The organism is Roseateles sp. GW821-FHT09B06 (assembly GCF_059418245.1).
In genome coordinates this window covers 20,434-40,967 of record NZ_JBWKPM010000039.1, presented here as the reverse complement: position 1 = coordinate 40,967, position 20,534 = coordinate 20,434, and the positions used below count along the sequence as shown (strand labels likewise).

Sequence of the window (20,534 nt, the reverse complement as noted above, 5' to 3'; positions counted from 1 at the left end):
GGCCGCGCCGGCTCGGCCGCGAACACCGCCGGCGGGCCCGCCGCGGCCGGCGGCTCGGGCCGCTGCAGCGCCTCGTCCCGCGCGAGCCTGTCGCCTTCAAGGCCGGCGGCGGGAGCGTCCGTTGCTGGGGTGGCCGGGCGCGGCTTGCGCAGATGCCCGAGGCGCAGATCGCCGTGGCAGCTGCCACAGGCGTCCATCTTCGAGATGTCGTTGAGCGCGCCGCAATGCGGACAGGGCACCAGGTGCAGCGCGGCTCCACAGGCGTTGCAGAATTTCGAGCCTTCCGGACTGTTGTGATCGCAGTACGGGCATTGCGTCAGCGGCCTGGTCATGGGCTCATCCGGCGACATCAGCGACATGCGTCCGAATCTCCTGCAAAGAGGGCCGAATCAGTGTATTGCGCTTCCCTGGCAGGCGCTAGCCACCGAATTCAAGGTCAAGACCCGAGGCCGGCCGGCGCCAGAATGTCGGCCCCGCGGTCCCGCCGGCTCGGCTCAGCCTGCCTGCTGGTGACGCAGCCGGCGCCGCACCTCGCGGGCATGCGGCACCCAGCCCTGGGTGGCCCAGCGCCGCCACATCAGCAGCCCGCGCAGCCATTCGTCGGCGGCATAGGCGATCCAGATGCCTGCCAGACCCAGGCCCAGCACCTGGCCCAGCAGCCAGCTGCCGCCGGCCAGCACCAGCAGCATCGAACCGGCCCCGACCAGCACCGGATAGCGCGCGTCGCCGGCCGCGCGCAGCGCATTGATCACCACCAGATTGAAGGTGCGGCCGGGCTCCAGCAGCACGGTCAGCCACATCAGCGTGACGCCGGCGCCGATGATGGCCGGGTCCCGCGTGAACAGGCCCAGCAGCCAGGGCGAGGCCACGGCCGCGACGGCCGCCACCGCGACGCTGATCGCCAGCCCCCGCGCCAGCGCGCGCCGCACCAGGCGATGGGCCGCGTGCAGTTGGCCGGCGCCGATCAGGTGGCCCACCACGATCTCGGCCGCGAAACCGGTGGCCAGGCCGCACAGCAGCACGAAGTACATCAGCTGCGAGGCGTAGGCATGGGTGGCCAGGGCGGTGGCGCCGAGGCCGCCGGCCACCGCCAAGCTGACCATATAGGCCAGCCGGTAGGCGATGTTCTCGGCAGCCCCGGGCAGGCCGATATGCAGCACCGCCGACAGCTCGTGCCGGCGCAGCCGCCACCAGTCGCCCAGGGTCGGGCGCAGATCCAGCCGGGCGCGCCACAGCCAGAGGTGCAGGCCCAGGGCCAGCGTGCGGCTGGCGAGCAGGGCCAGGGCGAAGCCGCCCAGGCCCAGCCATTGCATCAGCGGCACGGCCAGGGCGAGCTGGGTCAGCTGCATCGCCACCAGCACCGCCAGCGTGTCGCGGCTGCGCAGGTGCGCCCGCATCACGCTGGCCATCGACGCGTTCCAGGCATCCAGCAGCAGGGCCGGCGCCAGGCTCATCAGCAAGGGCTGGGCCAGCGGCAGGATCTCGGGCGGCGCGTTCATCAGCCGCAGCAGGGGGCCGGCCCCGGCAGCGGCCGCCGCCGCGGCCAGGGCGCCGATCCAGCTGCTGGCGCCTAAAGCGGCGCGGGCCAGCGCCTGTGCGCGGTCGCGCCGGCCGCCGCCCAGGCTCTGCGTGATCACGACGCTGATGCCGGCGCCGATGATGCGGAACAGGATGAACAGGGCCGCCGCCACCTGGTTGGCCAAGGCGAAGGCGGCACCGGCGGGGTCGGAGATGCGCGCGGCCAGCAGGGTGCCCACCATGCCCACCGCGATGCCCAGCAGCAGTTCGATGAAGAGGGGCCAGGCGAGCGAGAACAGGCGAGGGCGGGGCGGAGACATCATGCGGGAGGACCGGGCCCGCATGCTAGCGCGGGCCGGGTTACCGCGCGGTTTCCAAACGCGGGCCCGGAGGCGCACCGTGCATGGCACGCCACAGTCCGTCCAGGATCCAGGCGGCGCTCCAGCACAGCCAGGCCGACCACAGCGTGTGGCTCATGAAATGGGCCCCGCGCAGCTGCTGCGACAGGCCCAGCAGCAGGCCGGCCGCCAGCGCCGCGGCCAGCCAGCGCCGGGCGATGCGCGCATCGACGCCGCGGAAGGCGAAATAGCCGCCGACGAAGGCGAAGCCCGCCGAGGCGTGGCCGGCCGGGAAGCAATGGCCGCCGCCGCCGTCGCCGCGCCAGAAGCCCAGCCAATGCGGCGCATAGCGTGCCACGCCGCCGAACTGCTGCAGGTCCCAGGGGCAGCTGGTGGCGTTGACGCCCTTCAGCAGGCTGACCAGCAGCACGGCCAGCCAGCCCGACAGCACCAGCTGCAGCCGTGCCGACCAGCGCAGGCGCCGCAGCGGCCCGCGGGGCCACCAGACGCCCAGGCTCAGCAGCAGCATCAGCAGCCAGGCCAGCAGCCGGCCGCCCTGGTGCAGCGCGTCGGTCAGCAGCCAATGGTCGCGCAGCGCGAAGCCGGCCGGGCCGCCGACGGCGCGCGCCAGCGCCAGGTCCAGGCCGCTGGCCTCCCAGGCCAGCAGCAAGAGCAGGGCGCCGCCGGTGGCCAAGGCCGGGCGCAGGTCGGAGGAAATTCTCGGCATGGGGCGGCACGATGCCCGGCCGGGCTTAAGCGCGGCTTAGCGCGGATTGGCGCGGATTGGCGCGGCTTAGCGCGTGCACAATGCCGCCATGCGTGTACTGGTGGTGGAAGACGACGAGGGCATTGCCCAGGGGCTGCGCGCCCATCTGCGCCAGCAGGGCTGTGCGGTGGACATCGCCGGCACGGTGGCCGAGGCCTGGACGGCGCTGCGTGCCGAGCCCTTCGAGCTGGTGCTGCTGGATCTGGGTCTGCCCGACGGCGACGGCGGCCAGCTGCTGCAGCGCCTGCGCCAGGCGCCCGCCGAGAAGCTGCCCGATCCGCTGACGCCGGTGCTGATCATGACGGCGCGCGACCAGATGGCTTCGCGCATCGCCGGCCTGGACATGGGGGCCGACGACTATGTCACCAAGCCCTTCGACGCCGGGGAGCTGGCCGCCCGCATGCGCGCGCTGCGCCGGCGCGCCGCCGGCCGCGCCCAGCCGCTGCTGCGCGCCGGCGATATCGAGCTGGATCCGGCCAAGCGCAGCGTGCGCCGCGCCGGCGCCGAGGTGGAGCTGTCGGCGCGCGAATTCGGCGTGCTGCAGGCCCTGCTGGAGGTGCGGCCGCGCGTGCTGTCGCGCCCGCAGCTGGAGGCCACGCTCTACAACTTCGACCAGACCCTGGGCAGCAATGCGATCGAGGTGCATGTGCACCATCTGCGCCGCAAGCTCGGCGAGGAGCTGATCCGCACGGTGCGCGGTGTCGGCTACTTCATTCCGGCCGAATCGTGACGAACCGGCCGAGCAGCAGCCTGCTGCGCCATCTGCTGGCCTGGGTGCTGGGCGCCCTGGTCCTGGTGTGGGGCAGCTTCATCGCCGTGGGCTTTCGTACCGGCGTGCACGAGGCCGACGAGCTGACCGACGGCCATCTGGCCAGCGTCGCCGCGCTGCTGCTGAACCAGCGCGGCGGCGGCGAGTTCATCAGCAAGACGCCGCAGCCCAGCGGCCTGCTGCCGCCCGATCTGAAGAGCCACGACTACCAGCAAAGCCTCAGCGTGTTGGTCTGGAATGCGGCCGGCCAGCTGCTCGGCCAGACCGGCGTCGCCGAAGCACCGGACTTCGAGCGCGGCGAGGGTTTCGCGGATCTCCAGCTGGGCGGCGAACCCTGGCGCAGCTTCGCGCGCTGGGACCCGGCGCATGAACGCCGCGTGATGGTGCTGCTGCGCCTGGCCGAGCGCGACGACCTGGCCTGGGACATTGCCGGCCAGGTGGCCGAACCGGGCCTGTGGCTGCTGCCGGTGGTGGCGCTGGCGCTGGGCCTGGCGCTGCGGCGCGGCCTGCGGCCGCTGTACCAGCTGTCGGACGAGGTGCATGCGCTGGACCCGCGCCGCGCCGCGCCGCTGGCGCTGCAGGACCGCAAGCAGGAATTCCAGGTCGTGGTCGAGGCCATCAACGCGCTGAGCCTGCGCTACCGCGCGGCGCTGACCCGCGAGCAGGAGCTGGCCAACGAGCTGGCCCATGAGCTGCGCACGCCGCTGGCCTCGCTGGCCCTGCATGCCAGCAATCTGCGTGGCGCGCTGGACGGCGCGGAGCGCGAGCAGGCGCTGGCGCGCATCGAGCATGAGGCCTTGCGCACCGGCCAGGTGCTGAGCGAGCTGCTGTCGCTGGCGCGTGCCAGCCGCACCGAACTGGCCGAGGCGCAGCAGGCGCTGGATCTGGCCGCGCTGGCGGGCAGGGTGCTGGCCGAATATGGGCAGGCCGCGCTGGACAGCGGCCACGAGCTGGCGCTCGGCGGCGCCGAGCGCTTCCCGCTGCAGGGCCATCCGGTGCTGCTGGAACTGGCCTTGCGCAACCTGATCGAGAACGCGCTCAGCCACACGCCGCCGGGCAGCCTGGTCGAGGTGCAGCTCGACAGCGAGGCGCGCTGGCTGCAGGTCTGCGACCGCGCGGTCGCGCAGCCGCTGCCGGAGGCGACGCGGCGTCTGCCCACCCTGGGCCTGGGCCTCGGGCACCGGGTGGTCGAGAAGGTGGCGGCGGTGCATGGCGCGGTGTTCGCCGCCGTGCCGCCGCCCAGCGGCTTCGACAGCTGCTACCGCCTGCAGTTCGACGCTGCGACGGCCTAGGGCTTGCTGCCCGCCGCCTTCCATTGCTGCACCGCCTTCAGCATGGCCTCGACATGGCCGTCCGGGCTGAGGCTGGCGAACACCGAGGCGATGCGGCCGTCCGGCGTGATCAGGTAGGAGATGCGGTCGGCCATGCCGGGCACCACGCGCAGCGCCGCGTCATAGTCTTTCATCACCTTGGCGCCGGCATCGGCCGCCACCGCGAACTTGTTGCGGCAAGCCTCGACCGAGAACTTCTTCAGCGTCTCGATATCGTCATTGGACATGCCGATCACGGTGGCGCCCAGCTTCTTGAATTCATCGGTGGCTTCGGCGAAGCGGTGCGCCTCGACCGTGCAGCCGCTGGTGAAGGCCTTGGGATAGAAATACAGCACCACCGGCCCCTCGCGCAGCGCGCTGGCCAGGTGGAACTTGAAGGCCTGGCCGCCCACCGCGGCCTCGGTCCTGAAGTCGGGCGCGGCGGCGCCGGGCTGCAGCGCGGCATGGGCGGCCGGGAGTCCGCACAGGATGGCGGCGGCGCACAGGAGGGCCGCGGCGAGCCGGGCGGGACGGACGATCGGGGGCATGGCGAGGCTCCTCGGGTGGCGGGGCTGCCATGATCGCCGAAAGCCGGGGTCCGGCGTGCGGCCGGGTCGACTTCCCGATTACCTGACGTTATAGAGTCAAAGCCTGCTTTCATTGGTAAGACCATTTGTAGACCATTAGAGTCCGACGCAGCAACCCCGAGAGACTCCCGATGCTCAAGACCGAGACGCCCAGCAGTACCCACGCGGATCTGGACCTGTACGAGCTGCCCCAGCTGATCAGCGCCTTTGTCGAGGACCAGGTCGAGGCGGTCAACGCGGTGCGCGCGGCCGGGCCGCAGCTGGTCGCGGCGGTGGCAGCGGCGCTGCCGCGCATCCAGGCCGGCGGCCGCCTGGTCTATGCCGGCGCCGGCACCTCGGGGCGCCTGGGCGTGCTGGACAGCGTCGAGCTCTATCCCACCTTCTCCTGGCCGCAGGAGCGCGCGGTGGCCCTGATCGCCGGCGGCCGGGGCGCGATGTTCGTCGCGGTGGAGGGCGCCGAGGACGACCAGGACCAGGGCGAGCGCGACCTGCAGGGCGTGGGCATCGGTCCGAACGACGTGCTGCTGGCCCTGGCCGCCTCGGGCGGCACGCCCTATGTGCTGGGCGCGCTGAAGGCGGCGCGCGCGGCCGGCGCGCTGACCATCGGCTTCGCCAACAATGCCAGCGCGCCGGTGACGGCCGCGGCCGAGATCGGCATCACGCTGGACACCGGGCCCGAGGTGATCTCGGGCAGCACGCGGCTGAAGGCCGGCAGCGCGCAGAAGATGGCGTTGAACACCTTCTCCAGCGCGCTGATGGTCCGGCTGAACAAGGTCTACGGCAATCTGATGGTGGACCTGAAGGCCACCAACGCCAAGCTGGTGAAGCGCGCGGTGGCGCTGACCATGCGTGCCGCCGGGGCGGACGAGGCCGCGGCGCGCGCCGCGCTGGAGCGCTGCGACTTCCATGTCAAGGTGGCGGTGGTGGCGCTGCGCAAGAAGGTGTCGGTGGAGGCCGCACGCGAGCTGCTGGCGCGCAGCCAGGGCAGCGTGCGCCAGGCCCTGCGGGACTGACGGCGATGCGCGGCGGGCCGAAGCGCGAGTACACGCTGGACTTCAAGCGCCAGGCGCTGGCGCGTGCCGCGGCCCGGGGCGTCTACGCCGCCGCGCGCGAGCTGGGCCTGGCCGAGCAGACCCTGCGCAACTGGGCCAAGGCCGAACGCGCGGGCGGCCTGGCGGGCGGCGCCGGCAAGGGCGTGACGGCGGAGCAAATGGAGCTGTCCCGCTTGCGGGCCGAGAATGCGCGCCTGAGGATGCGGCTCCAGCCACCGCAGCGCCAGGACGCATCGACGTCCGCGGCGCGCAGGGCTGCGGCCCGCTGAACAAAGCCGAGCGCATGACGACCACGACACCCATCACCACCCGCAATCCCTGGACCTGGATCCCCACGCTCTACTTCGGACAAGGCCTGCCCTATGTCGTCGTGATGACCCTGTCGGTCGTCATGTACAAGAACCTCGAGGTCTCCAACACCGACATCGCGCTCTACACCAGCTGGCTCTACCTGCCCTGGGTGATCAAGCCGCTGTGGTCGCCGCTGCTGGAGATGTTCAGCACCAAGAGGGCCTGGATCGTCGCGCTGCAGTTCCTCGTCGGTGCGGCGCTGGCGCTGGTGGCGCTGACGATTCCGGCGCCCAAGTTCTTCCAGCTGACCCTGGCGGTGTTCTGGCTGATGGCCTTTGCCTCGGCCTCGCACGACATCGCGGCCGACGGCTTCTACATGCTGGCGCTCAGGCAGCACAGCCAAGCCGCCTTCGTCGGCGTGCGCTCCACCTTCTACCGCCTGGCCAATATCGGCGGCCAGGGCGGCCTGGTCTACCTGGCCGGCGAGCTGCAGGAGCGCAGCGGCAGCATGAGCCTGGCCTGGAGCGCGGTGTTCTGGGTGCTGGCCGGGCTGTTCGCCGCCCTGGCCATCTTCCACTTCTTCCTGCTGCCGCGCCCGGCCAGCGACACGGCGCGCCGCGTGCAGGGCAATCCGGCGACCGAGTTCTTCGGGGTGTTCGCCGAGTTCTTCAGGAAACCCGGCATCCTGGTCGTGCTCGGCTTCCTGCTGCTCTACCGCTTCCCCGAGGCCCAGCTCCTGAAGCTGGCCTCGCCCTTTCTGCTGGACAGGCCCGAGGTCGGCGGCCTGGGCCTGTCGACCAAGGAGGTCGGCATCGCCTACGGCACCGTGGGCCTGACCGCGCTGACCCTGGGCGGCCTGGCCGGCGGCTGGGTGATCTCGAAGATCGGCCTGAAGCGCGCGCTGTGGCCGCTGATCCTGGCGATGCACGTGCCAAACGTGGTGTTCCTGGCCCTGGCGCTGTGGCATCCGCATAACCTGTGGATCGTCAGCGGCGCGCTGGCGGTCGAGCAGTTCGGCTACGGCCTCGGCTTCACCGCCTACCTGATGTACATGATCCTGGTGGCCGACGGGCCGCACAAGACCGCCCATTACGCGATCTGCACCGGCTTCATGGCCCTCGGGATGATGCTGCCCGGCATGTGGAGCGGCTGGCTGCAGGATCATGTCGGCTACCCGCTGTTCTTCGCCTGGGTGCTGCTCTCGACCATCCCCTCGTTTGCGATGGCGGCCTTGATCAAGGTGCCCGCGAATTTCGGAAAGAAGGAATGAACCAGCGTCTGCTGTCTCTCGACGCCTTCCGCGGCTTCACGATCGCCGCGATGCTGCTGGTCAACAACCCCGGCGACTGGGGCCATCTGTACGGCCCGCTGGCCCACGCGAAATGGGACGGCTGGACCTTCACCGACTGGATCTTCCCCTTCTTCGTCTTCATCAGCGGCATCTCGATGGCGATCAGCCTCTCCCGCCGCGCGGCACTGGGCGACGACAAGCTCGCGCTGCTGGGCCAGACCGCGCGCCGCGCCGTCACCATCATCGCGATCGGCCTGCTGCTGAACCTGATCCCGGCCTTCAACTTCGCCGAGCTGCGCATCCCCGGCGTGCTGCAGCGCCTGGGCCTGTGCACCCTGCTGGCCGCGCCGATCGCGCTGTGGTGGGGCTGGCGCGGGCAGCTCGGCTGGGCGGTCGGCCTCTTGGCGCTCTACAGCCTGATCCAGCTGTGCGTGCCGGTGCCCGACGCGAACGGCGTCTGGCACCGCGGCTCGCTGCGCCCGGGCGAGGATGTCGGCGCTTGGCTGGACCGCCTGCTGATGGACGGTCATCTGTGGCGCCAGAGCCGGACCTGGGATCCCGAGGGCCTGCTCAGCACGCTGCCGGCCGTCGCCAGCCAGGTCTTCGGCCTGCTGGCCGGCCATTGGCTGGCGGCCAAGCGCCAGCCGATCGAGAAGGCGATGTGGTTCATGGTGGCAGGCCTGGCCTGCCTGTGGCTGGGCGAGCTGCTGGGCGCCTGGCTGATGCCGATCAACAAGAGCCTGTGGACGCCGTCCTATGCGGTGGCGATGGGCGGCTGGGCCTGCCTGGTGTTCGGCTGCTGCTACTGGCTGCTGGACGCGATGCCGCTGCCGCTGCTGCGCGAGCGCATGGCCCGGCTGGCCCATCCGCTGGTGGTGTTCGGCATGAACGCGCTGTTCCTGTTCGCCTTCTCCGGCCTGCTGGCCAAGCTGCTGGGCCTTTCCATCAAGCCGGATGGGCAACAGTCGCTGAAGGCGCTGATCTATGCGCCGATCCAGGCCCTGCCCATTGCCCCCGTCAATGCCTCGCTGCTGTATGCGCTGGGCTTCGTCGCCGCCATGTACGCGGTGGGCTGGTTCATGTGGCGCAAGCGCCTCTTCATCAAGGTCTAGTGATCACCCACCCCCTACGCGCTTCGCGCGCCCCCTCCAGGGGGCAATGCCGACTGCCCGGCAAAGCCGGATCAGCGGCATTCCCTCGGTCAGGCCCGCGAGATCGCGAAGTGGCACGGATTTGAAAGAGCACCCATGACTCATCGTCGTTCCGTCCTCGCCCTGGCCGCCTCGGCCGCCGCGCTGGCCGCCTGCGGCAGCGTCCCGCTGCCATCGCCCCGCCCCGCCGGCCGGCCGGCGCCCGAACTGGCCGAGGCCGCGCCGCCTGCGCCGCGCGAGTTCCGCGCCGCCTGGGTGGCCACGGTGGCGAACATCGACTGGCCCAGCAAGCCCGGCCTGAGCGCCGCCCAGCAGCAGGCCGAGATGCGCGCGCTGCTGGACCGCGCGGTGGCGCTGAAGCTCAATGCGGTGATCTTCCAGATCCGCACCAGCGCCGACGCGTTCTACGACTCGGCTTTGGAGCCCTGGAGCGAGTACCTGAGCGGCGTGCAGGGCCAGTCGCCCGGCTACGACCCGCTGGCGCTGTGGATCACCGAGGCGCATCAGCGCGGGCTGGAACTGCACGCCTGGTTCAACCCTTTTCGCGCGCGCCAGAACGGCGCCAAGTCCGCGCCGGCCGCCGGCCATCTGAGCCAGACCCGGCCCGGCTGGGTAAAGAAATACGGCGACCAGCAATGGCTGGATCCGGGCGAGCCGCTGGCCGGCGAGCACACCTTGGCGGTGTTCAAGGACGTGCTGCAGCGCTACGACGTCGACGGCATCCATATCGACGACTACTTCTACCCCTATCCGATTCCCCAGCCCGGCAGCGACCCGGCGGCCAAGCTGGAACTGGACTTTCCCGACGAGCCGTCCTGGCAGCGCTATCTGCAGGCCGGCGGCAAGCTGGCGCGCCACGACTGGCGCCGCAGCAATGTCGACGAGCTGATCCGCCGCCTGCACCAGCAGATCCTGGCCATCAAGCCCTGGGTGCGCCTGGGCATCAGCCCCTTCGGCATCGGCAAGCCCGCGCTGCGGCCCGAGGGTATCGCCGGCTTCAGCCAATACGACAAGCTCTACGCCGATGTCGAGCGCTGGCTGGCCGAGGGCTGGCTGGACTATCTGGTTCCGCAGCTCTACTGGCCGCGTGCGCAGAAGCCTCAGGCCTTCGTGCCGCTGCTGGACTACTGGCATGCGCAGAACCCGCGCGGCCGCCATGTCTGGCCGGGCCTGTTCACCAGCAAGGTCACCGACAAGCCCGAGAGCTGGCCGGTCGAGGAGATCACCGGCCAGATCGAGGCGGTGCGCCGCGCCTACCCGGGCAGCGGCCACGCCCATTTCAGCATGGTGGCGCTGAGCCAGAACCGCCGCGGCCTGGCCGATGCGCTGCAGGCCGGGCCTTATGCCGAGGATGCCCTGGTACCGGCCACGCCCTGGCTGGAGGCCGGCGGGCCGGCCGCGCCGCTGCTCGATCTGCAGGCCGCGGCCGAGCCGCAGCAGCTGCGCCTGCGCCTCGTGCCCGGCGCGGGCAAGCCGGTGGCGCGCTATGCGCTGTGGCTGCGCCGCGGCCAGGACTGGCGGTTCATGACGACCCAGCGTCCCGAGCTGCTGCTCGAGCGCCGCGGCCTGAGCGGCCTGGTGGTGTCGGCGCTGGACCGGGTCGGCAACGAGGGGCCGCGCGTCGGCCTGGCGATCGGGTAGGGACGGGCGGGGGCCGGCGTTCAGTGCGGGCCCAGCCCCGCGGCCCGCGCGCTCAGGCTGCCCAGCTGCTCGTAGAGCGGCAGGGTGTTGGTCGGGTGGCCCGGGTGCACGCGGTTGGCCAGCAGGATGTAGAAGCTGCGGCTGCCCGGGTCGAGCCAGAAGGCGCAGCCGGTGAAGCCGGTGTGGCCGAAGCTGCTGCGGGGGTAGAGCCGGCCGCGCGGGCGGGAGTAGATCGAGTCGATGTCCCAGCCCATGCCGCGGCGTGCGTCGGCCACGCCGCCGGGCTGCTGCGGCGTGCTCATCAGCGCCACGCTCTCGGCGCTCAGCAGGCGCCGGCCGTCGTCGGCCAGGCCGCCGTTCAGCAGCATGCGGGCGAAGCGGGCCAGATCGGCCGCGGTCGTGAACAGGCCGGCATGGCCGGCCACGCCGCCCATGCGGCGCGCGGTGGGATCGTGCACCTCGCCGCGCAACACCCGGCCCTCGATCTCCTGCGTCGGTGCGATGCGCCCGGCCGGCAGGCGCTGCAGCGGCAGGTAGCCGCTGTCTGCCATGCCCAGCGGCGCGAACAGGGACTCGCGCGCGAGGTCCTGCAGCGGCCGGCCGCCGACCCGCGCGACGATCTCGCCCAGCAGGATGTAATTGATGTCCGAGTAGCGGAACTGCGTGCCGGGCGCGTCGCTGAGCGTTTGCCGGCAGGCCTGTTCGATCGCGCCCGCCGCGCCGGACCAGGCGGGAAGGCGCGGCAGCCCGGCCGGCAGGCCCGAGCCGTGGGTCAGCAGCATGCGCAGGCTGATGGCCTCGAAGCCCCGGCATTCCGGCAGGTAGCGTGTCAGCGGCGCCTCGAGGTCGAGCCGACCCTGCTCGCGCAGCAGCTGCACCAGCGGCGCCGTCACCACGGCCTTGGTCAGCGAGGCGGCGTCGAACACCGTGGCCTCGTCCAGCGGCTCCGGCGCGGGCCTCAGCGCGCGCAGCCCGTAGGCGCGGTGATAGCTGCGGCCTTCATGCTCGATCCACAGCACGCCGCCGGGCATCTGGCCGGCCTCGATCATCGCGCGCATCGCCGCGTCGGCCTCGGCCAGCGGTTCGCGCGGCAGCGTGGTGCAGGCGGCGAGCGCCAGGCCGGCCAGCAGGGCCGCGGCGTATCGGGTGGTCGGGAGCAGGGGCATGGCCGCATTCTGCGGCCGCGCCTCAGCGTGGCGATGTGCCCTGCGAACGGCGTGCGCGCTGGTTGGACTCGACGATATTGCCGACCGCGCTGGGACGGCCCTCGCGCAGCGCCGCGATCCAGTCCTCGGTGCGCTGCACCGCCGCGAAGCCGGTGTGGAACACCACCGAGTAGATGCGGTGGATCTCCTCGGCGCTGGCGCGGCCGGCCTCGTTCTCGTAGGGCAGGGCGCCGCTGGCGTCGGCCAGGAACTCGACCTTCAGGCCCAGGTGCGCGGCCTGCACGACGGTGGAGGCGTCGCAGTTGTGCGTCATGTAGCCGGCTACAGCCAGCGTGTCGATGCCGCGCGCGGCCAGCCAGTCCTGCAGGTCGGTGCCGGCGAAGGCGCTGGCCTGGGTCTTGCGGATCAGATGCTCGTGGGGGCGGCCGGCCACCACCTCGTGCAGCTGCCAGCCCGGCGAGCCGATGGCGAACACCGGCGATGCGGCCGGCGCGTCATGCTGCACGAGGATCACCGGGACGCCGGCGGCGCGGGCCGCATCGATCGCGGCACCGATGCGCTGCAGCGACTGCGCCACCGGCGGGTACTCGATCGGCAGGGCGCCGCTGACGTATTCGTTCTGCACGTCGATCACGATCAGCGCGCGGCGCGGGTTTTGGCTCATGCAAGTCTCCTGGGTCGGTTTCGGATGGCCTCATTCTTCCGAGGCCCGGGCGCCGGCGACAGTGGCCCGATGTCCCACTTTCGATAGGATCGGGCCAAGATGAAAAAATCCCCGCCCTCAGCGCCGCTGCGCATCGCGGTGCTGGCCTTCGACGGCATCAGCGCCTTCCACCTGGCCGTGCCCTGCCTGGTGTTCGGCGAAGACCGCAGCGCCTTGGGGCTGCCGCGCTTCGAACTGACGGTCTGCGGCCTGCAGGCCGGCGCGTTGCGCAGCTCCAGCGGCTTCGGCATCACGCCGCAGGCCGGGCCGGCCGCGCTGCAGCAGGCCGACATCGTGATCGTGCCCTCCTGGCCCGACGAGCTGCCACCGGTGCCGGCGGCGCTGCGGCGCGCGCTCCAGCGCGCGGCCGCGCGCGGCGCGCAGCTGGTGGGCCTGTGCCTCGGCGCCTTCGTGCTGGCCGAGGCGGGGCTGCTGGACGGCCGGCGCGCCACCACCCACTGGATGGCCGCGGCCGAATTCGCCGCGCGCTACCCCGCCGTGCAGCTGGAGGCCGACGCGCTCTATGTGGAGGATGGCCTGCTGCTGACCTCGGCCGGCACGGCGGCGGGCCTGGACTGCTGCCTGCATCTGCTGCGCCGCCATTGCGGCGCCGAGCTGACCAACCGGCTGGCGCGCCGCCTGGTGGTGGCACCGCACCGCAACGGCGGCCAGGCCCAGTTCGTCGAGCAGCCGTTGCCGGTCAGCGCCGGCGAGCAGCGCCTGCAGGGCCTGCTGGCATGGATGGGCGAACACCTGAGCGAGCGCCTGAGCCTGGACCAGCTGGCGGCGCGCGCGCTGATGAGCCGGCGCAGCTTCACGCGCCAGTTCCGCCAGGCCACCGGCACCACGGTGCAGCGCTGGCTGCTGGAGCAGCGCCTGGCGCGCGCGCAGCGCCTGCTGGAGACCAGCGACCGCGCGCTGGAGCTGATCGCGCAGCAGGCCGGTTTCGGCACGGCGCTGTCGCTGCGCCAGCATTTCCAGGCACGGCTGGGCCTGGCACCCAGCGCCTACCGGCGGCAATTCAGGGCTTGAGCCCACCGGCCCGGCCAAGCCGGATCCCCGGGCGCCGCGCTCAGGCGAAGGTGTCCAGCAGGCCGCCGATCGAGTTGCCGCGCTGGGTGTGGATCCAGATCAGCGGGCCCAACTCGGCCTGCAGGCGCAGATTGTCGTCGGCGTAGACGGTGTAGCTGCCGCGCGTGTAGGCGGGCGTGTGCACGGCCTTGACCGATTCGACCGGCCGGCCGAGCTGCCAGTCGCCGCGCCGCAGCGCCGCACGCGCCTCATCGGGCAGCAGGCGCAGCAGGTTCTGCTCGACCATGCGGGTGTCCAGCCGTGCCGGGGCCTCGGCGCCGGCGGCCAGCGCCTCGCGCACCTTCTGGCGGTGCTGCTGCAGCGGGTTGGCCTGGAAGGCCGAGGTCTGGACGGGGTAACGGTAAATCTCGGACGCGCGCACGGCCCGGCCGCCGCGCTCCCGCGACGGCCCTCCCTCGAAGGCTGGTGGGTGATGGATTGATGTTCTCGTGACCGCAGGGCGGCCGCAGCGGCCGACCGGGGTGCGAGAGTCTACCCGGGGCCGGCGGGCCCGGGCCGTCCGTGTCGGCCGATGCCGACCGGGTCAGGGGTCAGTGGCGGTGGGCCGGTGCCGATGCCGACGGCGCGGCCGCCTTCGTTTCCGGCACGTTGAAGCGCGCCTTCTGCGCGGCCACGATGCCGTGGCTGGGATCGGCCAGTTCGACCAGGATCTCGTGCGCGCCGGGCTTCAGTCCGACCACGATGATCGGATCGCCGCTGGTGTGCGCCCAGGTGAGCTGCGTGCCACCCACCGTCACATGCAGATGCCCGATGCGCGGCGAGACGCCGAGCGCGCCCATCCCGAAGACGGGGAACAGGCGGAAGTGCTCCGTCCTGAACTGCAGGATGACGACGCCGCGCGCCAGCGCCGCGGGTACCGGCGGATAGAGGTGCAGCGTCGCGGGCGGCTCCGCTTCCACCGGGATCACGGCGGGCGGCTTGTCGGCGTCCGCGGCGGCCGGCTGGGCCGCCGCTTGAACGCCGGCCAAGGCGACGGTGGCGATGGCGGCGGCGCCGGCGCAGCGGGTGAAGCGGGCAAGGCGCCGGGCGGAGGGCTGGAACGGGAGTTGTTTCATGGCGTGTCCTTGTGTTGCTCGAGCACGGCGCGGATTTCGTCGGCCGTCTGTGCCGGGTTCTGGAGATGCGGGTAGTGGCCGATGCCGGGCAGGACCTTGAACCCGGTCTTGAGTCGCTCGGCCAGTTCGGCGCCCATGGCGGGATTGATGTAAAAGTCCTTCTCTCCCCAGACGACCTTGACCGGCGTCTTCAAGCGGCCCAGATTGGCCTCCAGGAAGTTCTGGTCGCGTGTGAAGTGCGAGTAGTAGTGATAGAAGGCGTCGGCCGTCGACATGGTCGGCTGGTCCCAGCCCTTGCGCATGTCCTCCTTCAGCGCGGGCGAGATGTCGAACTGCTGCTCCGGCGAAAAGCCGCGCCGGTAGGCGTTTTCCACGACCTCGTCCCGCGACCGGTTCAGATGGGCGCGGATGGCCTCGGACGAAGGCGCCGACTTCAGCCCCTGCAGGTTGGCCGCCATGTGCTGCGGGCGGTCGAACGGCGCGAAGTCCCCGACGATGATGGTGTTGGCGATGTCCGGCCGCTCCAGTGCGAGCAGCAGGGCCGGCAGTCCGCCGATGTCCGTGGCGTAGATCAGCAGCCGGGAGCTGTCGATGCCCGACGCGTCGATATAGCCCTTCAGCACCTTCGCGTAGTCCTGCGGCGAATAGGAGAAGCGCTCCACCGGCGGCCGCGACGACAGGCCGTAGCCGGGCCAGTCGAAGGCATGGACCTCGTAGTCCCGGCCCAGCGCCAGCGCGATGTCCTGCCAGGCGTAGAGCGTCTCGGGGAAACCATGCAGTAACAGCACGGTGCCCTTCGGATGCGGCGGCCGGACCAGCAGCCGGCGCAGCTTGAGATCGTCGCCGATGTCGAGGCTGCCGATGTCGGCCTTGGGCGCGGGCGCGGGCGCCGCCTCGGCCGCTGCGCCGCCGGCCAGCGCCAGCAGCCCGAGCGACAGGGCCGCCGCGCGCAGTCCGCGGCCGGTGTTCGAGGGGGCGCCGCCGATCGGGGCGGTGCCGGGGCGAGTCGTGGTCATGCGGGGCTCCGGTTGCAATGATGAGTCAATGCTAGGCAGCGACCGGCATGTCTTAAATGACGTATATGGTTATGATTCAAGCCATTCCGCATGACTCATCCCCGAAGGAGTCCGACATGCACAAGGTGGGCTATGTATTGATCGACGGCTTCCAGGTGATGACCCTGGCGACGCAGTCGGTCTTCGAATACGCCAACCTCGTGGCGGGCGAGCCCTTCTACGAGGTCCGCGTCTACTCGGCCGAGGGCGGCGAGGTGCGCTCCTCGCTGGGCATGGCGGTCTCGACGCGGGCGCTGGGCCGTGCCGACGCGGCCGATACCTGGATCGTCGCCGGCGTGAACGACCCGCTGGCCGTGGCCGCCGCGCCGCCGGTGCTGATGAAGTTCCTGCGCCGGGCCGCCCGCGTGGCGCGCCGCACCGCGGCGATCTGCACCGGCGGATTCGTGCTGGCGCAGGCCGGGTTGCTCGACGGCAGGCGGGCGACGACCCACTGGGCCTTTGCGCGCGCGCTGGGCGCCCGCTATCCCGACGTGCGGGTCGAGGAGGATCGCATCTTCATCGTCGACGGCCCGGTCTGGACCTCCGCCGGCATGAGCGCCGGCCTGGACCTGGCGCTGGCGATGGTGGAGCAGGATCTCGGCGCCGACGCCGCGCGTTCGGTGGCCCGCAAGCTGGTGATGCATCAGCGCCGGTCCGGCGGCCAGTCGCAGCATTCCGGGATGCTGGACTGGGCGCCGAAGTCCGACCGCATCCAGGCGGCGCTCGACTATGCGCGCAAGCACCTCGCGCGGTCGCTCACCGTCGAGGAACTGGCCGAAGCGGTGCACCTGAGCCCGCGCCAGTTCAGCCGCGTCTTCACGGCCGAGACCGGCCGTTCGCCGGCCAAGGCGGTCGAGGCGCTGCGGCTCGAGGCGGCCCGGCTGATGATCGAGCAGAGCCGCCATCCGCTGGAGACGATCGCGCGCGAGACCGGCTTCCGCGACCGGCGCCATATGCGCGAGGTTTTCGTGCGCGGCTACGGCACGCCGCCGCTGGCGCTGCGGCGCGCGGTGCGCGAGGCCGGCTGACGGGCGTCCGGACGGCCGGGCGCGGGCCCGCTGGCTTGTCCGCGATCGGGGGCGTGTTCTAAGCTGCCTTGAAGTCCGTGGTCCGTGACCCGTCGTGCCGAAAGAGGTGTTCCGATGGATGATGAGCTTGAACGACTGGAAGCCCTGCTTCGTGCGCGGCCGGCGTCCCTCAGCCATGAGCAGCGTCGGGCGGCATACGACGCCCAGGGCGATCTGTTCCCGCTGGCCGCGGATGTCCAGGTGGAACGGGTCGAGGCGCACGGCGTTCCCGCCGAATGGACCGTCACGCCCGTCGCGCGCGGCGACGCGGTCATCCTCTACCTGCACGGCGGGGGATATGCCTGGGGCTCGCTGAAGAGCCATCGGCACCTCGCGAGCGAGCTGGGGCGCGCGGCGGCGATGCGAACGCTGGCCCTCGATTACCGGCGCGCCCCCGAGTGCCCGTTTCCGCAGGCCCTGGAGGATGCGGTCGGCGGATACCGATTCCTCCTGGATGCCGGCTTCCAGGCGCGTCGGATCGCGGTCGCCGGCGACAGCGCGGGAGCGGGTCTGGCCGTGGCGCTGCTGGTCCGGCTGAAGGAGCAGGGCATGCGGCAGCCGGCCTGCGCCTTGCTCTTTTCGCCCTGGGTCGACATGACGGCGACCGCGGACAGCTACGGCCGCAACGCGAAGCGAGATCCGGTCCTCAACCGCGAGCTCATGCAGTTCCTGGCCGAGCAGTATCTTGGAGCGCGGCCGCGGGAGACGCCGCTCGCGTCACCGGTGTTCGCCGATCTGAGCGCCATCGCGCCGCTCACGATCTTCGTGGGAGCCACGGAGGCCTTGCTGGATGACGCGCTTGCACTCGCCCGCGCGGCGGGTCTGGCCGATGTGAGCGTGCGGCTGGAGATCTGGCCGAGGATGTTCCATATCTGGCCCAACTACCACCGGGTGCTGGCGCAAGGCAGGCAAGGTGTCGCCAGGGCCGGAAGGCTGCTGCGCGAAGCCGTGGCAGCGGCTTCGGGCGGCGAAGAAGGCTGAGGCGTCGGCGAGGCGAGGCGATCGCTGCCACGGCCGCCCGGCCGACGCCGGCCCGGCCTTAGCCTGATTTGCCCTGACTTACCCGGCCTTCCTGAAGGTCAGGTTGATGCGCAACTCGCCCAGCCGCGCGTGACATCCGGCGGCCAGCGGCGCCACGCCGTGATAGCGCAGCCGCGCCGGCCCGCCCCAGACCAGCACATCGCCATGGCGCAGCGCCAGACGCAGGCAGGGGTCGGTGCGCTTCGGCCCGCCGAACAGAAAGGTGGCCGGCAGGCCCAGCGAGACCGAGACGATGGGCTGCTCATAGTCGCGCTCGTCCTTGTCCTGGTGCAGCGACAGCCGCGTGCCGGGCTCGTAGCGGTTCAGCAGGCAGGCGTCGGGCCGGAAGTCCGCGAAGCCGCAGGCCGCCGCGGCGCGCGCGGCGAGGCCGCGCAGCCGCGGCGGCATCGGCGGCCAGGGCCGGCCGCTGTCGGGGTCGATGCCGCCGTAGCGGTAGCCGCGCGCATCGCTGATCCAGCCCAGTTCGCCGCAGTTGCTCATCGCCACCGCCATGCGCTTGCCGCCGGGCGTCAGCCAGCGGCGCGGCGGCGCGGCGGCGAACACCGCCTCGGCCGCGTCGAGCAGCGCGTCCGCCTCGGCCAGCGCGAAACCCGGCAGCAGAAAGGCGCCCGGGGCCAGGTCTTGCCGCTGGCCGGGCTCGGGCGGAAAGAGCTCAAGTGTCATCGTGCCAGGCCCGCGTATCGACCGCGCCCCACCCAGCGAAGCCCGAGGATCCGGCTTGGCCGTTCCAGCGGGCTGGCCCTTTGAAGAGGGCGGAGCCCGAACACGAACGGTCGCTGCGGACTGTCTGTGCCCGGCGACGGCCAGGGCTTCTGGGCATGGCGGCCGGTGGTCGCAGGGGAGGTCTCATTCTGCATCGTGGAAGATGAGCCCGAGCGTGTGGCGGCTGCCGCTGCGCAGCCGGCTGACGCCGTGGCGCATCGCCACCCGGTAGATGCCGCGCGTGCCGCTCACCGGGCGCTGGTTGACGGCGAACACGACCGCGTCGCCGCGCCTCAGCGGCACGACCTCGGGCCGCGACTGCATGCGCGGGCGCTGCTCGGTCAGCACGAACTCGCCGCCCTCGAAGTCCGCGCCCGGCTGCGACAGCAGCACCGCGATCTGCAGCGGGAATACCTGCTCGCCGTAGAGGTCCTGGTGCAGGCAGTTGTAGTCGCCCTCGCGGTAGCGCAGCAGCAGGGGCGTGGGGCGGCGCTGGCCGGCCGCGTGACAGCGCGCGATGAAGTCGGCATGTTCGGCGGGGAAGCGGGTCTCCAGGCCCATGGCCCGCTGCCAGCGGTTGGCGATCGGCGCCAGGCGCGGATAGGCTGCCGCGCGCAGCGCCGCGATCGGCTCGGGCAGCGGGTAGGCGAAGTACTGGTATTCGCCCCGGCCGTAGCCGTGGCGCTGCATGACCACCTTGCTGCGAAAGCGGGCGGGCTCGTCGTACAGCGCCACGCAGGCGGCGCAATCGGCCGGGCTCAGGAAGCCCGGCAGCAGCGCGCAGCCGCGTTCGTCCAGCTCGGCCTCGGCGGCGTCCCAGTCGATCGTGTTCATGCCTTTTCCAGCTCCAGCAGCGCACGCTTGCGTTCGACGCCCCAGCGGTAGCCCGACAGGCTGCCGTCCTGGCGCAGCACGCGGTGGCAGGGGATGGCCACCGCCAGCAGGTTGGCCGCGCAGGCCCCGGCCACCGCGCGCACCGCCCGCGGCGCGCCGATGCGCTGGGCGATCTCGGCATAGCTGGCGGTCCGGCCCGGCGGAATCTCGCGCAGCGCCTGCCAGACGCGCTGCTGGAAGGCCGTGCCGCGCACGTCCAGCGGCAGGTCCAGGCCCAGCCCCGGCGCCTCGACGAAGCCGACCACCCGCGCCACCAGCTGCTCGAAGTCCGCATCGCCGCCGATCAGCCGGGCCTTCGGGAAGCGGTCCTGCAGCTCGCGCAGCAGGGCCTCGGGGTCCTCGCCGAGGCTGATCGCGCACAGGCCCCTGTCGCTCTGCGCCACCAGGATCGCGCCCAGGCTGCACTGGCCGATCGCGAAGCGGATCTCGGCCTGGGCGCCGCCGTCGCGGTAGCGGCGCGGCGCCATGCCCAGCACCCGGTCGGCCTGGGCATAGAAGCGGCTGCTGGCGTTGTAGCCGGCACCGTAGACCGCCTCGGTCACCGTGGCGTATTCGCGCAGCAGCGCGCGCAGGCGCTGGGCCTTGTGGGCCTCCGCATAGGCCTTGGGCGTCAGCCCGGTGTGGGCCTTGAAGAGGCGGTGCAGATGGTGCGGGCTCAGGGCCGCGCGCTCGGCCAGCGCGTCCAGGCTGGGCGGCGCCTCGGCGCTTTCGATGAAGCGGCACAGCTCGGCCACCAGCGCGGCCTGGCGCTGGGCCAGCGGCGCCTGGTCGGGCTTGCAGCGCTTGCAGGGGCGGAATCCCGCCGCCTCGGCTTCCGCGGCCGTGGCATGGAAGGCCACGTTCTCCGGCCGCGCCGGCCGCGCGCCGCAGGAGGGCCGGCAGTAGACGCCGGTGCTGCGCACCGAGTAGACGAACCGTCCGTCGGCCGCCGGATCGCGGGCCTGCACCGCGGCCCAGCGCGGGTCGCGCTGCGTGGCCAGGGCGGCCAGGGCGGTGGTTTCGGTCTTGCTGCTCATGTTCATGGCTGGGCTCCTTTGCATGATGA

General features: G+C 71.9%; 21 protein-coding genes and 1 pseudogene. 10 read left to right on the top strand and 12 right to left on the bottom strand.

Features of this window, described 5'->3' with window-relative positions; genetic code table 11:
* The 3 genes from AC07OQ_RS22750 to AC07OQ_RS22740 form a co-directional block, all read right to left on the bottom strand.
* On the bottom strand, positions 1–359 hold a 359-nt coding region (locus tag AC07OQ_RS22750), incomplete at its 3' end, for a zinc ribbon domain-containing protein (protein ID WP_495055421.1).
* Between the two features lie 135 nt (positions 360–494).
* The gene (locus tag AC07OQ_RS22745) at positions 495–1,841 is read right to left on the bottom strand and encodes an MATE family efflux transporter (RefSeq protein ID WP_495055420.1); all 1,347 of its coding nucleotides are present in this window, start codon (positions 1,839–1,841) and stop codon (positions 495–497) included.
* 37 nt (positions 1,842–1,878) lie between these two features.
* Positions 1,879–2,583, bottom strand: a complete 705-nt coding sequence (locus AC07OQ_RS22740) for a phosphatase PAP2 family protein (RefSeq protein ID WP_495055419.1) — start codon at positions 2,581–2,583, stop codon at positions 1,879–1,881.
* 88 nt (positions 2,584–2,671) lie between these two features.
* On the opposite strand from AC07OQ_RS22740, the gene AC07OQ_RS22735 reads away from it, so the two are divergent.
* Positions 2,672–3,352 (top strand): response regulator transcription factor, encoded by a 681-nt coding sequence (locus AC07OQ_RS22735; RefSeq protein WP_495055418.1) that lies wholly within the window; start codon positions 2,672–2,674, stop codon positions 3,350–3,352.
* Positions 3,349–4,683 (top strand): histidine kinase dimerization/phospho-acceptor domain-containing protein, encoded by a 1,335-nt coding sequence (locus AC07OQ_RS22730; protein ID WP_495055417.1) that lies wholly within the window; start codon positions 3,349–3,351, stop codon positions 4,681–4,683. Before AC07OQ_RS22735 ends, AC07OQ_RS22730 begins: the two co-directional genes overlap by 4 nt.
* Here the strand turns inward: AC07OQ_RS22730 and AC07OQ_RS22725 are convergent.
* Complete coding sequence (locus AC07OQ_RS22725; RefSeq protein WP_495055416.1) at positions 4,680–5,249, bottom strand: peroxiredoxin; 570 nt, start codon at positions 5,247–5,249, stop codon at positions 4,680–4,682. The two genes, AC07OQ_RS22730 and AC07OQ_RS22725, sit on opposite strands and share 4 nt — an antisense overlap.
* Before the next feature lie 170 nt (positions 5,250–5,419).
* On the opposite strand from AC07OQ_RS22725, the gene AC07OQ_RS22720 reads away from it, so the two are divergent.
* The 5 genes and pseudogenes from AC07OQ_RS22720 to AC07OQ_RS22700 all read left to right on the top strand — a co-directional run bounded on the left by AC07OQ_RS22720 (position 5,420) and on the right by AC07OQ_RS22700 (position 10,714).
* Positions 5,420–6,301: an N-acetylmuramic acid 6-phosphate etherase gene (locus AC07OQ_RS22720; RefSeq protein WP_495055415.1), complete on the top strand. Its 882-nt coding sequence runs from the start codon at positions 5,420–5,422 to the stop codon at positions 6,299–6,301.
* 5 nt (positions 6,302–6,306) lie between these two features.
* Positions 6,307–6,570 (top strand): annotated as a pseudogene (locus AC07OQ_RS22715) (transposase); the annotation flags it as partial.
* 53 nt (positions 6,571–6,623) lie between these two features.
* Positions 6,624–7,901, top strand: a complete 1,278-nt coding sequence (locus AC07OQ_RS22710) for an AmpG family muropeptide MFS transporter (RefSeq protein WP_495055414.1) — start codon at positions 6,624–6,626, stop codon at positions 7,899–7,901.
* Complete coding sequence (locus AC07OQ_RS22705) at positions 7,898–9,034, top strand: acyltransferase family protein (protein ID WP_495055413.1); 1,137 nt, start codon at positions 7,898–7,900, stop codon at positions 9,032–9,034. Before AC07OQ_RS22710 ends, AC07OQ_RS22705 begins: the two co-directional genes overlap by 4 nt.
* Positions 9,035–9,169: 135 nt before the next feature.
* The gene (locus tag AC07OQ_RS22700; protein ID WP_495055412.1) at positions 9,170–10,714 is read left to right on the top strand and encodes a glycoside hydrolase family 10-like protein; all 1,545 of its coding nucleotides are present in this window, start codon (positions 9,170–9,172) and stop codon (positions 10,712–10,714) included.
* A gap of 20 nt (positions 10,715–10,734) precedes the next feature.
* Here AC07OQ_RS22700 and AC07OQ_RS22695 read toward each other — a convergent pair whose 3' ends face one another.
* The gene (locus tag AC07OQ_RS22695; RefSeq protein WP_495055411.1) at positions 10,735–11,880 is read right to left on the bottom strand and encodes a serine hydrolase domain-containing protein; all 1,146 of its coding nucleotides are present in this window, start codon (positions 11,878–11,880) and stop codon (positions 10,735–10,737) included.
* A 22-nt stretch (positions 11,881–11,902) separates the two neighbouring features.
* Positions 11,903–12,544: a cysteine hydrolase family protein gene (locus AC07OQ_RS22690; protein WP_495055410.1), complete on the bottom strand. Its 642-nt coding sequence runs from the start codon at positions 12,542–12,544 to the stop codon at positions 11,903–11,905.
* 99 nt (positions 12,545–12,643) lie between these two features.
* On the opposite strand from AC07OQ_RS22690, the gene AC07OQ_RS22685 reads away from it, so the two are divergent.
* Positions 12,644–13,615 carry a GlxA family transcriptional regulator gene (locus AC07OQ_RS22685; RefSeq protein WP_495055409.1) on the top strand — a complete coding sequence of 324 codons (972 nt, stop codon included), beginning with the start codon at positions 12,644–12,646 and terminating at the stop codon, positions 13,613–13,615.
* A gap of 40 nt (positions 13,616–13,655) precedes the next feature.
* Here the strand turns inward: AC07OQ_RS22685 and AC07OQ_RS22680 are convergent, their stop codons facing one another.
* The 3 genes from AC07OQ_RS22680 to AC07OQ_RS22670 form a co-directional block, all read right to left on the bottom strand.
* A complete protein-coding gene (locus AC07OQ_RS22680) occupies positions 13,656–14,036 on the bottom strand; it encodes a hypothetical protein (protein ID WP_495055408.1) in 381 nt (126 codons plus the stop codon).
* Positions 14,037–14,205: 169 nt separating this feature from the next.
* On the bottom strand, positions 14,206–14,730 hold the full coding sequence (locus tag AC07OQ_RS22675; RefSeq protein WP_495055407.1) for a DUF6130 family protein: 525 nt from the start codon (positions 14,728–14,730) through the stop codon (positions 14,206–14,208).
* Entirely contained in the window at positions 14,727–15,746 is a 1,020-nt protein-coding gene (locus AC07OQ_RS22670) for an alpha/beta fold hydrolase (protein ID WP_495055406.1), read from the bottom strand. Before AC07OQ_RS22670 ends, AC07OQ_RS22675 begins: the two co-directional genes overlap by 4 nt.
* A 116-nt stretch (positions 15,747–15,862) precedes the next feature.
* On the opposite strand from AC07OQ_RS22670, the gene AC07OQ_RS22665 reads away from it, so the two are divergent.
* Both AC07OQ_RS22665 and AC07OQ_RS22660 read left to right on the top strand, forming a co-directional pair.
* Positions 15,863–16,813: a GlxA family transcriptional regulator gene (locus tag AC07OQ_RS22665; RefSeq protein ID WP_495055405.1), complete on the top strand. Its 951-nt coding sequence runs from the start codon at positions 15,863–15,865 to the stop codon at positions 16,811–16,813.
* A gap of 114 nt (positions 16,814–16,927) precedes the next feature.
* On the top strand, positions 16,928–17,833 hold the full coding sequence (locus AC07OQ_RS22660; RefSeq protein ID WP_495055404.1) for an alpha/beta hydrolase fold domain-containing protein: 906 nt from the start codon (positions 16,928–16,930) through the stop codon (positions 17,831–17,833).
* A gap of 78 nt (positions 17,834–17,911) precedes the next feature.
* Here the strand turns inward: AC07OQ_RS22660 and alkB are convergent, their stop codons facing one another.
* The 3 genes from alkB to ada all read right to left on the bottom strand — a co-directional run bounded on the left by alkB (position 17,912) and on the right by ada (position 20,511).
* Positions 17,912–18,556, bottom strand: coding sequence for a DNA oxidative demethylase AlkB (gene alkB / locus AC07OQ_RS22655; RefSeq protein ID WP_495055403.1), 645 nt, complete (start codon positions 18,554–18,556; stop codon positions 17,912–17,914).
* Positions 18,557–18,739: 183 nt separating this feature from the next.
* Positions 18,740–19,429, bottom strand: coding sequence for a 2OG-Fe(II) oxygenase (locus AC07OQ_RS22650; protein ID WP_495055402.1), 690 nt, complete (start codon positions 19,427–19,429; stop codon positions 18,740–18,742).
* The gene (gene ada / locus AC07OQ_RS22645) at positions 19,426–20,511 is read right to left on the bottom strand and encodes a bifunctional DNA-binding transcriptional regulator/O6-methylguanine-DNA methyltransferase Ada (protein ID WP_495055401.1); all 1,086 of its coding nucleotides are present in this window, start codon (positions 20,509–20,511) and stop codon (positions 19,426–19,428) included. Before ada ends, AC07OQ_RS22650 begins: the two co-directional genes overlap by 4 nt.
* Positions 20,512–20,534: the final 23 nt, after the last annotated feature.

Excerpts from the sequence above, each read along its gene's own strand:
- AC07OQ_RS22745 (WP_495055420.1), bottom strand. The coding sequence starts at position 1,841 with ATGATGTCTCCGCCCCGCCCTCGCCTGTTCTCGCTCGCCTGGCCCCTC.
- AC07OQ_RS22740 (WP_495055419.1), bottom strand. The coding sequence starts at position 2,583 with ATGCCGAGAATTTCCTCCGACCTGCGCCCGGCCTTGGCCACCGGCGGC.
- AC07OQ_RS22735 (WP_495055418.1), top strand. The coding sequence starts at position 2,672 with ATGCGTGTACTGGTGGTGGAAGACGACGAGGGCATTGCCCAGGGGCTG.
- AC07OQ_RS22725 (WP_495055416.1), bottom strand. The coding sequence starts at position 5,249 with ATGCCCCCGATCGTCCGTCCCGCCCGGCTCGCCGCGGCCCTCCTGTGC.
- AC07OQ_RS22720 (WP_495055415.1), top strand. The coding sequence starts at position 5,420 with ATGCTCAAGACCGAGACGCCCAGCAGTACCCACGCGGATCTGGACCTG.
- AC07OQ_RS22710 (WP_495055414.1), top strand. The coding sequence starts at position 6,624 with ATGACGACCACGACACCCATCACCACCCGCAATCCCTGGACCTGGATC.
- AC07OQ_RS22705 (WP_495055413.1), top strand. The coding sequence starts at position 7,898 with ATGAACCAGCGTCTGCTGTCTCTCGACGCCTTCCGCGGCTTCACGATC.
- AC07OQ_RS22700 (WP_495055412.1), top strand. The coding sequence starts at position 9,170 with ATGACTCATCGTCGTTCCGTCCTCGCCCTGGCCGCCTCGGCCGCCGCG.
- AC07OQ_RS22695 (WP_495055411.1), bottom strand. The coding sequence starts at position 11,880 with ATGCCCCTGCTCCCGACCACCCGATACGCCGCGGCCCTGCTGGCCGGC.
- AC07OQ_RS22690 (WP_495055410.1), bottom strand. The coding sequence starts at position 12,544 with ATGAGCCAAAACCCGCGCCGCGCGCTGATCGTGATCGACGTGCAGAAC.
- AC07OQ_RS22685 (WP_495055409.1), top strand. The coding sequence starts at position 12,644 with ATGAAAAAATCCCCGCCCTCAGCGCCGCTGCGCATCGCGGTGCTGGCC.
- AC07OQ_RS22675 (WP_495055407.1), bottom strand. The coding sequence starts at position 14,730 with ATGAAACAACTCCCGTTCCAGCCCTCCGCCCGGCGCCTTGCCCGCTTC.
- AC07OQ_RS22670 (WP_495055406.1), bottom strand. The coding sequence starts at position 15,746 with ATGACCACGACTCGCCCCGGCACCGCCCCGATCGGCGGCGCCCCCTCG.
- AC07OQ_RS22665 (WP_495055405.1), top strand. The coding sequence starts at position 15,863 with ATGCACAAGGTGGGCTATGTATTGATCGACGGCTTCCAGGTGATGACC.
- AC07OQ_RS22660 (WP_495055404.1), top strand. The coding sequence starts at position 16,928 with ATGGATGATGAGCTTGAACGACTGGAAGCCCTGCTTCGTGCGCGGCCG.
- alkB (WP_495055403.1), bottom strand. The coding sequence starts at position 18,556 with ATGACACTTGAGCTCTTTCCGCCCGAGCCCGGCCAGCGGCAAGACCTG.
- AC07OQ_RS22650 (WP_495055402.1), bottom strand. The coding sequence starts at position 19,429 with ATGAACACGATCGACTGGGACGCCGCCGAGGCCGAGCTGGACGAACGC.
- ada (WP_495055401.1), bottom strand. The coding sequence starts at position 20,511 with ATGAACATGAGCAGCAAGACCGAAACCACCGCCCTGGCCGCCCTGGCC.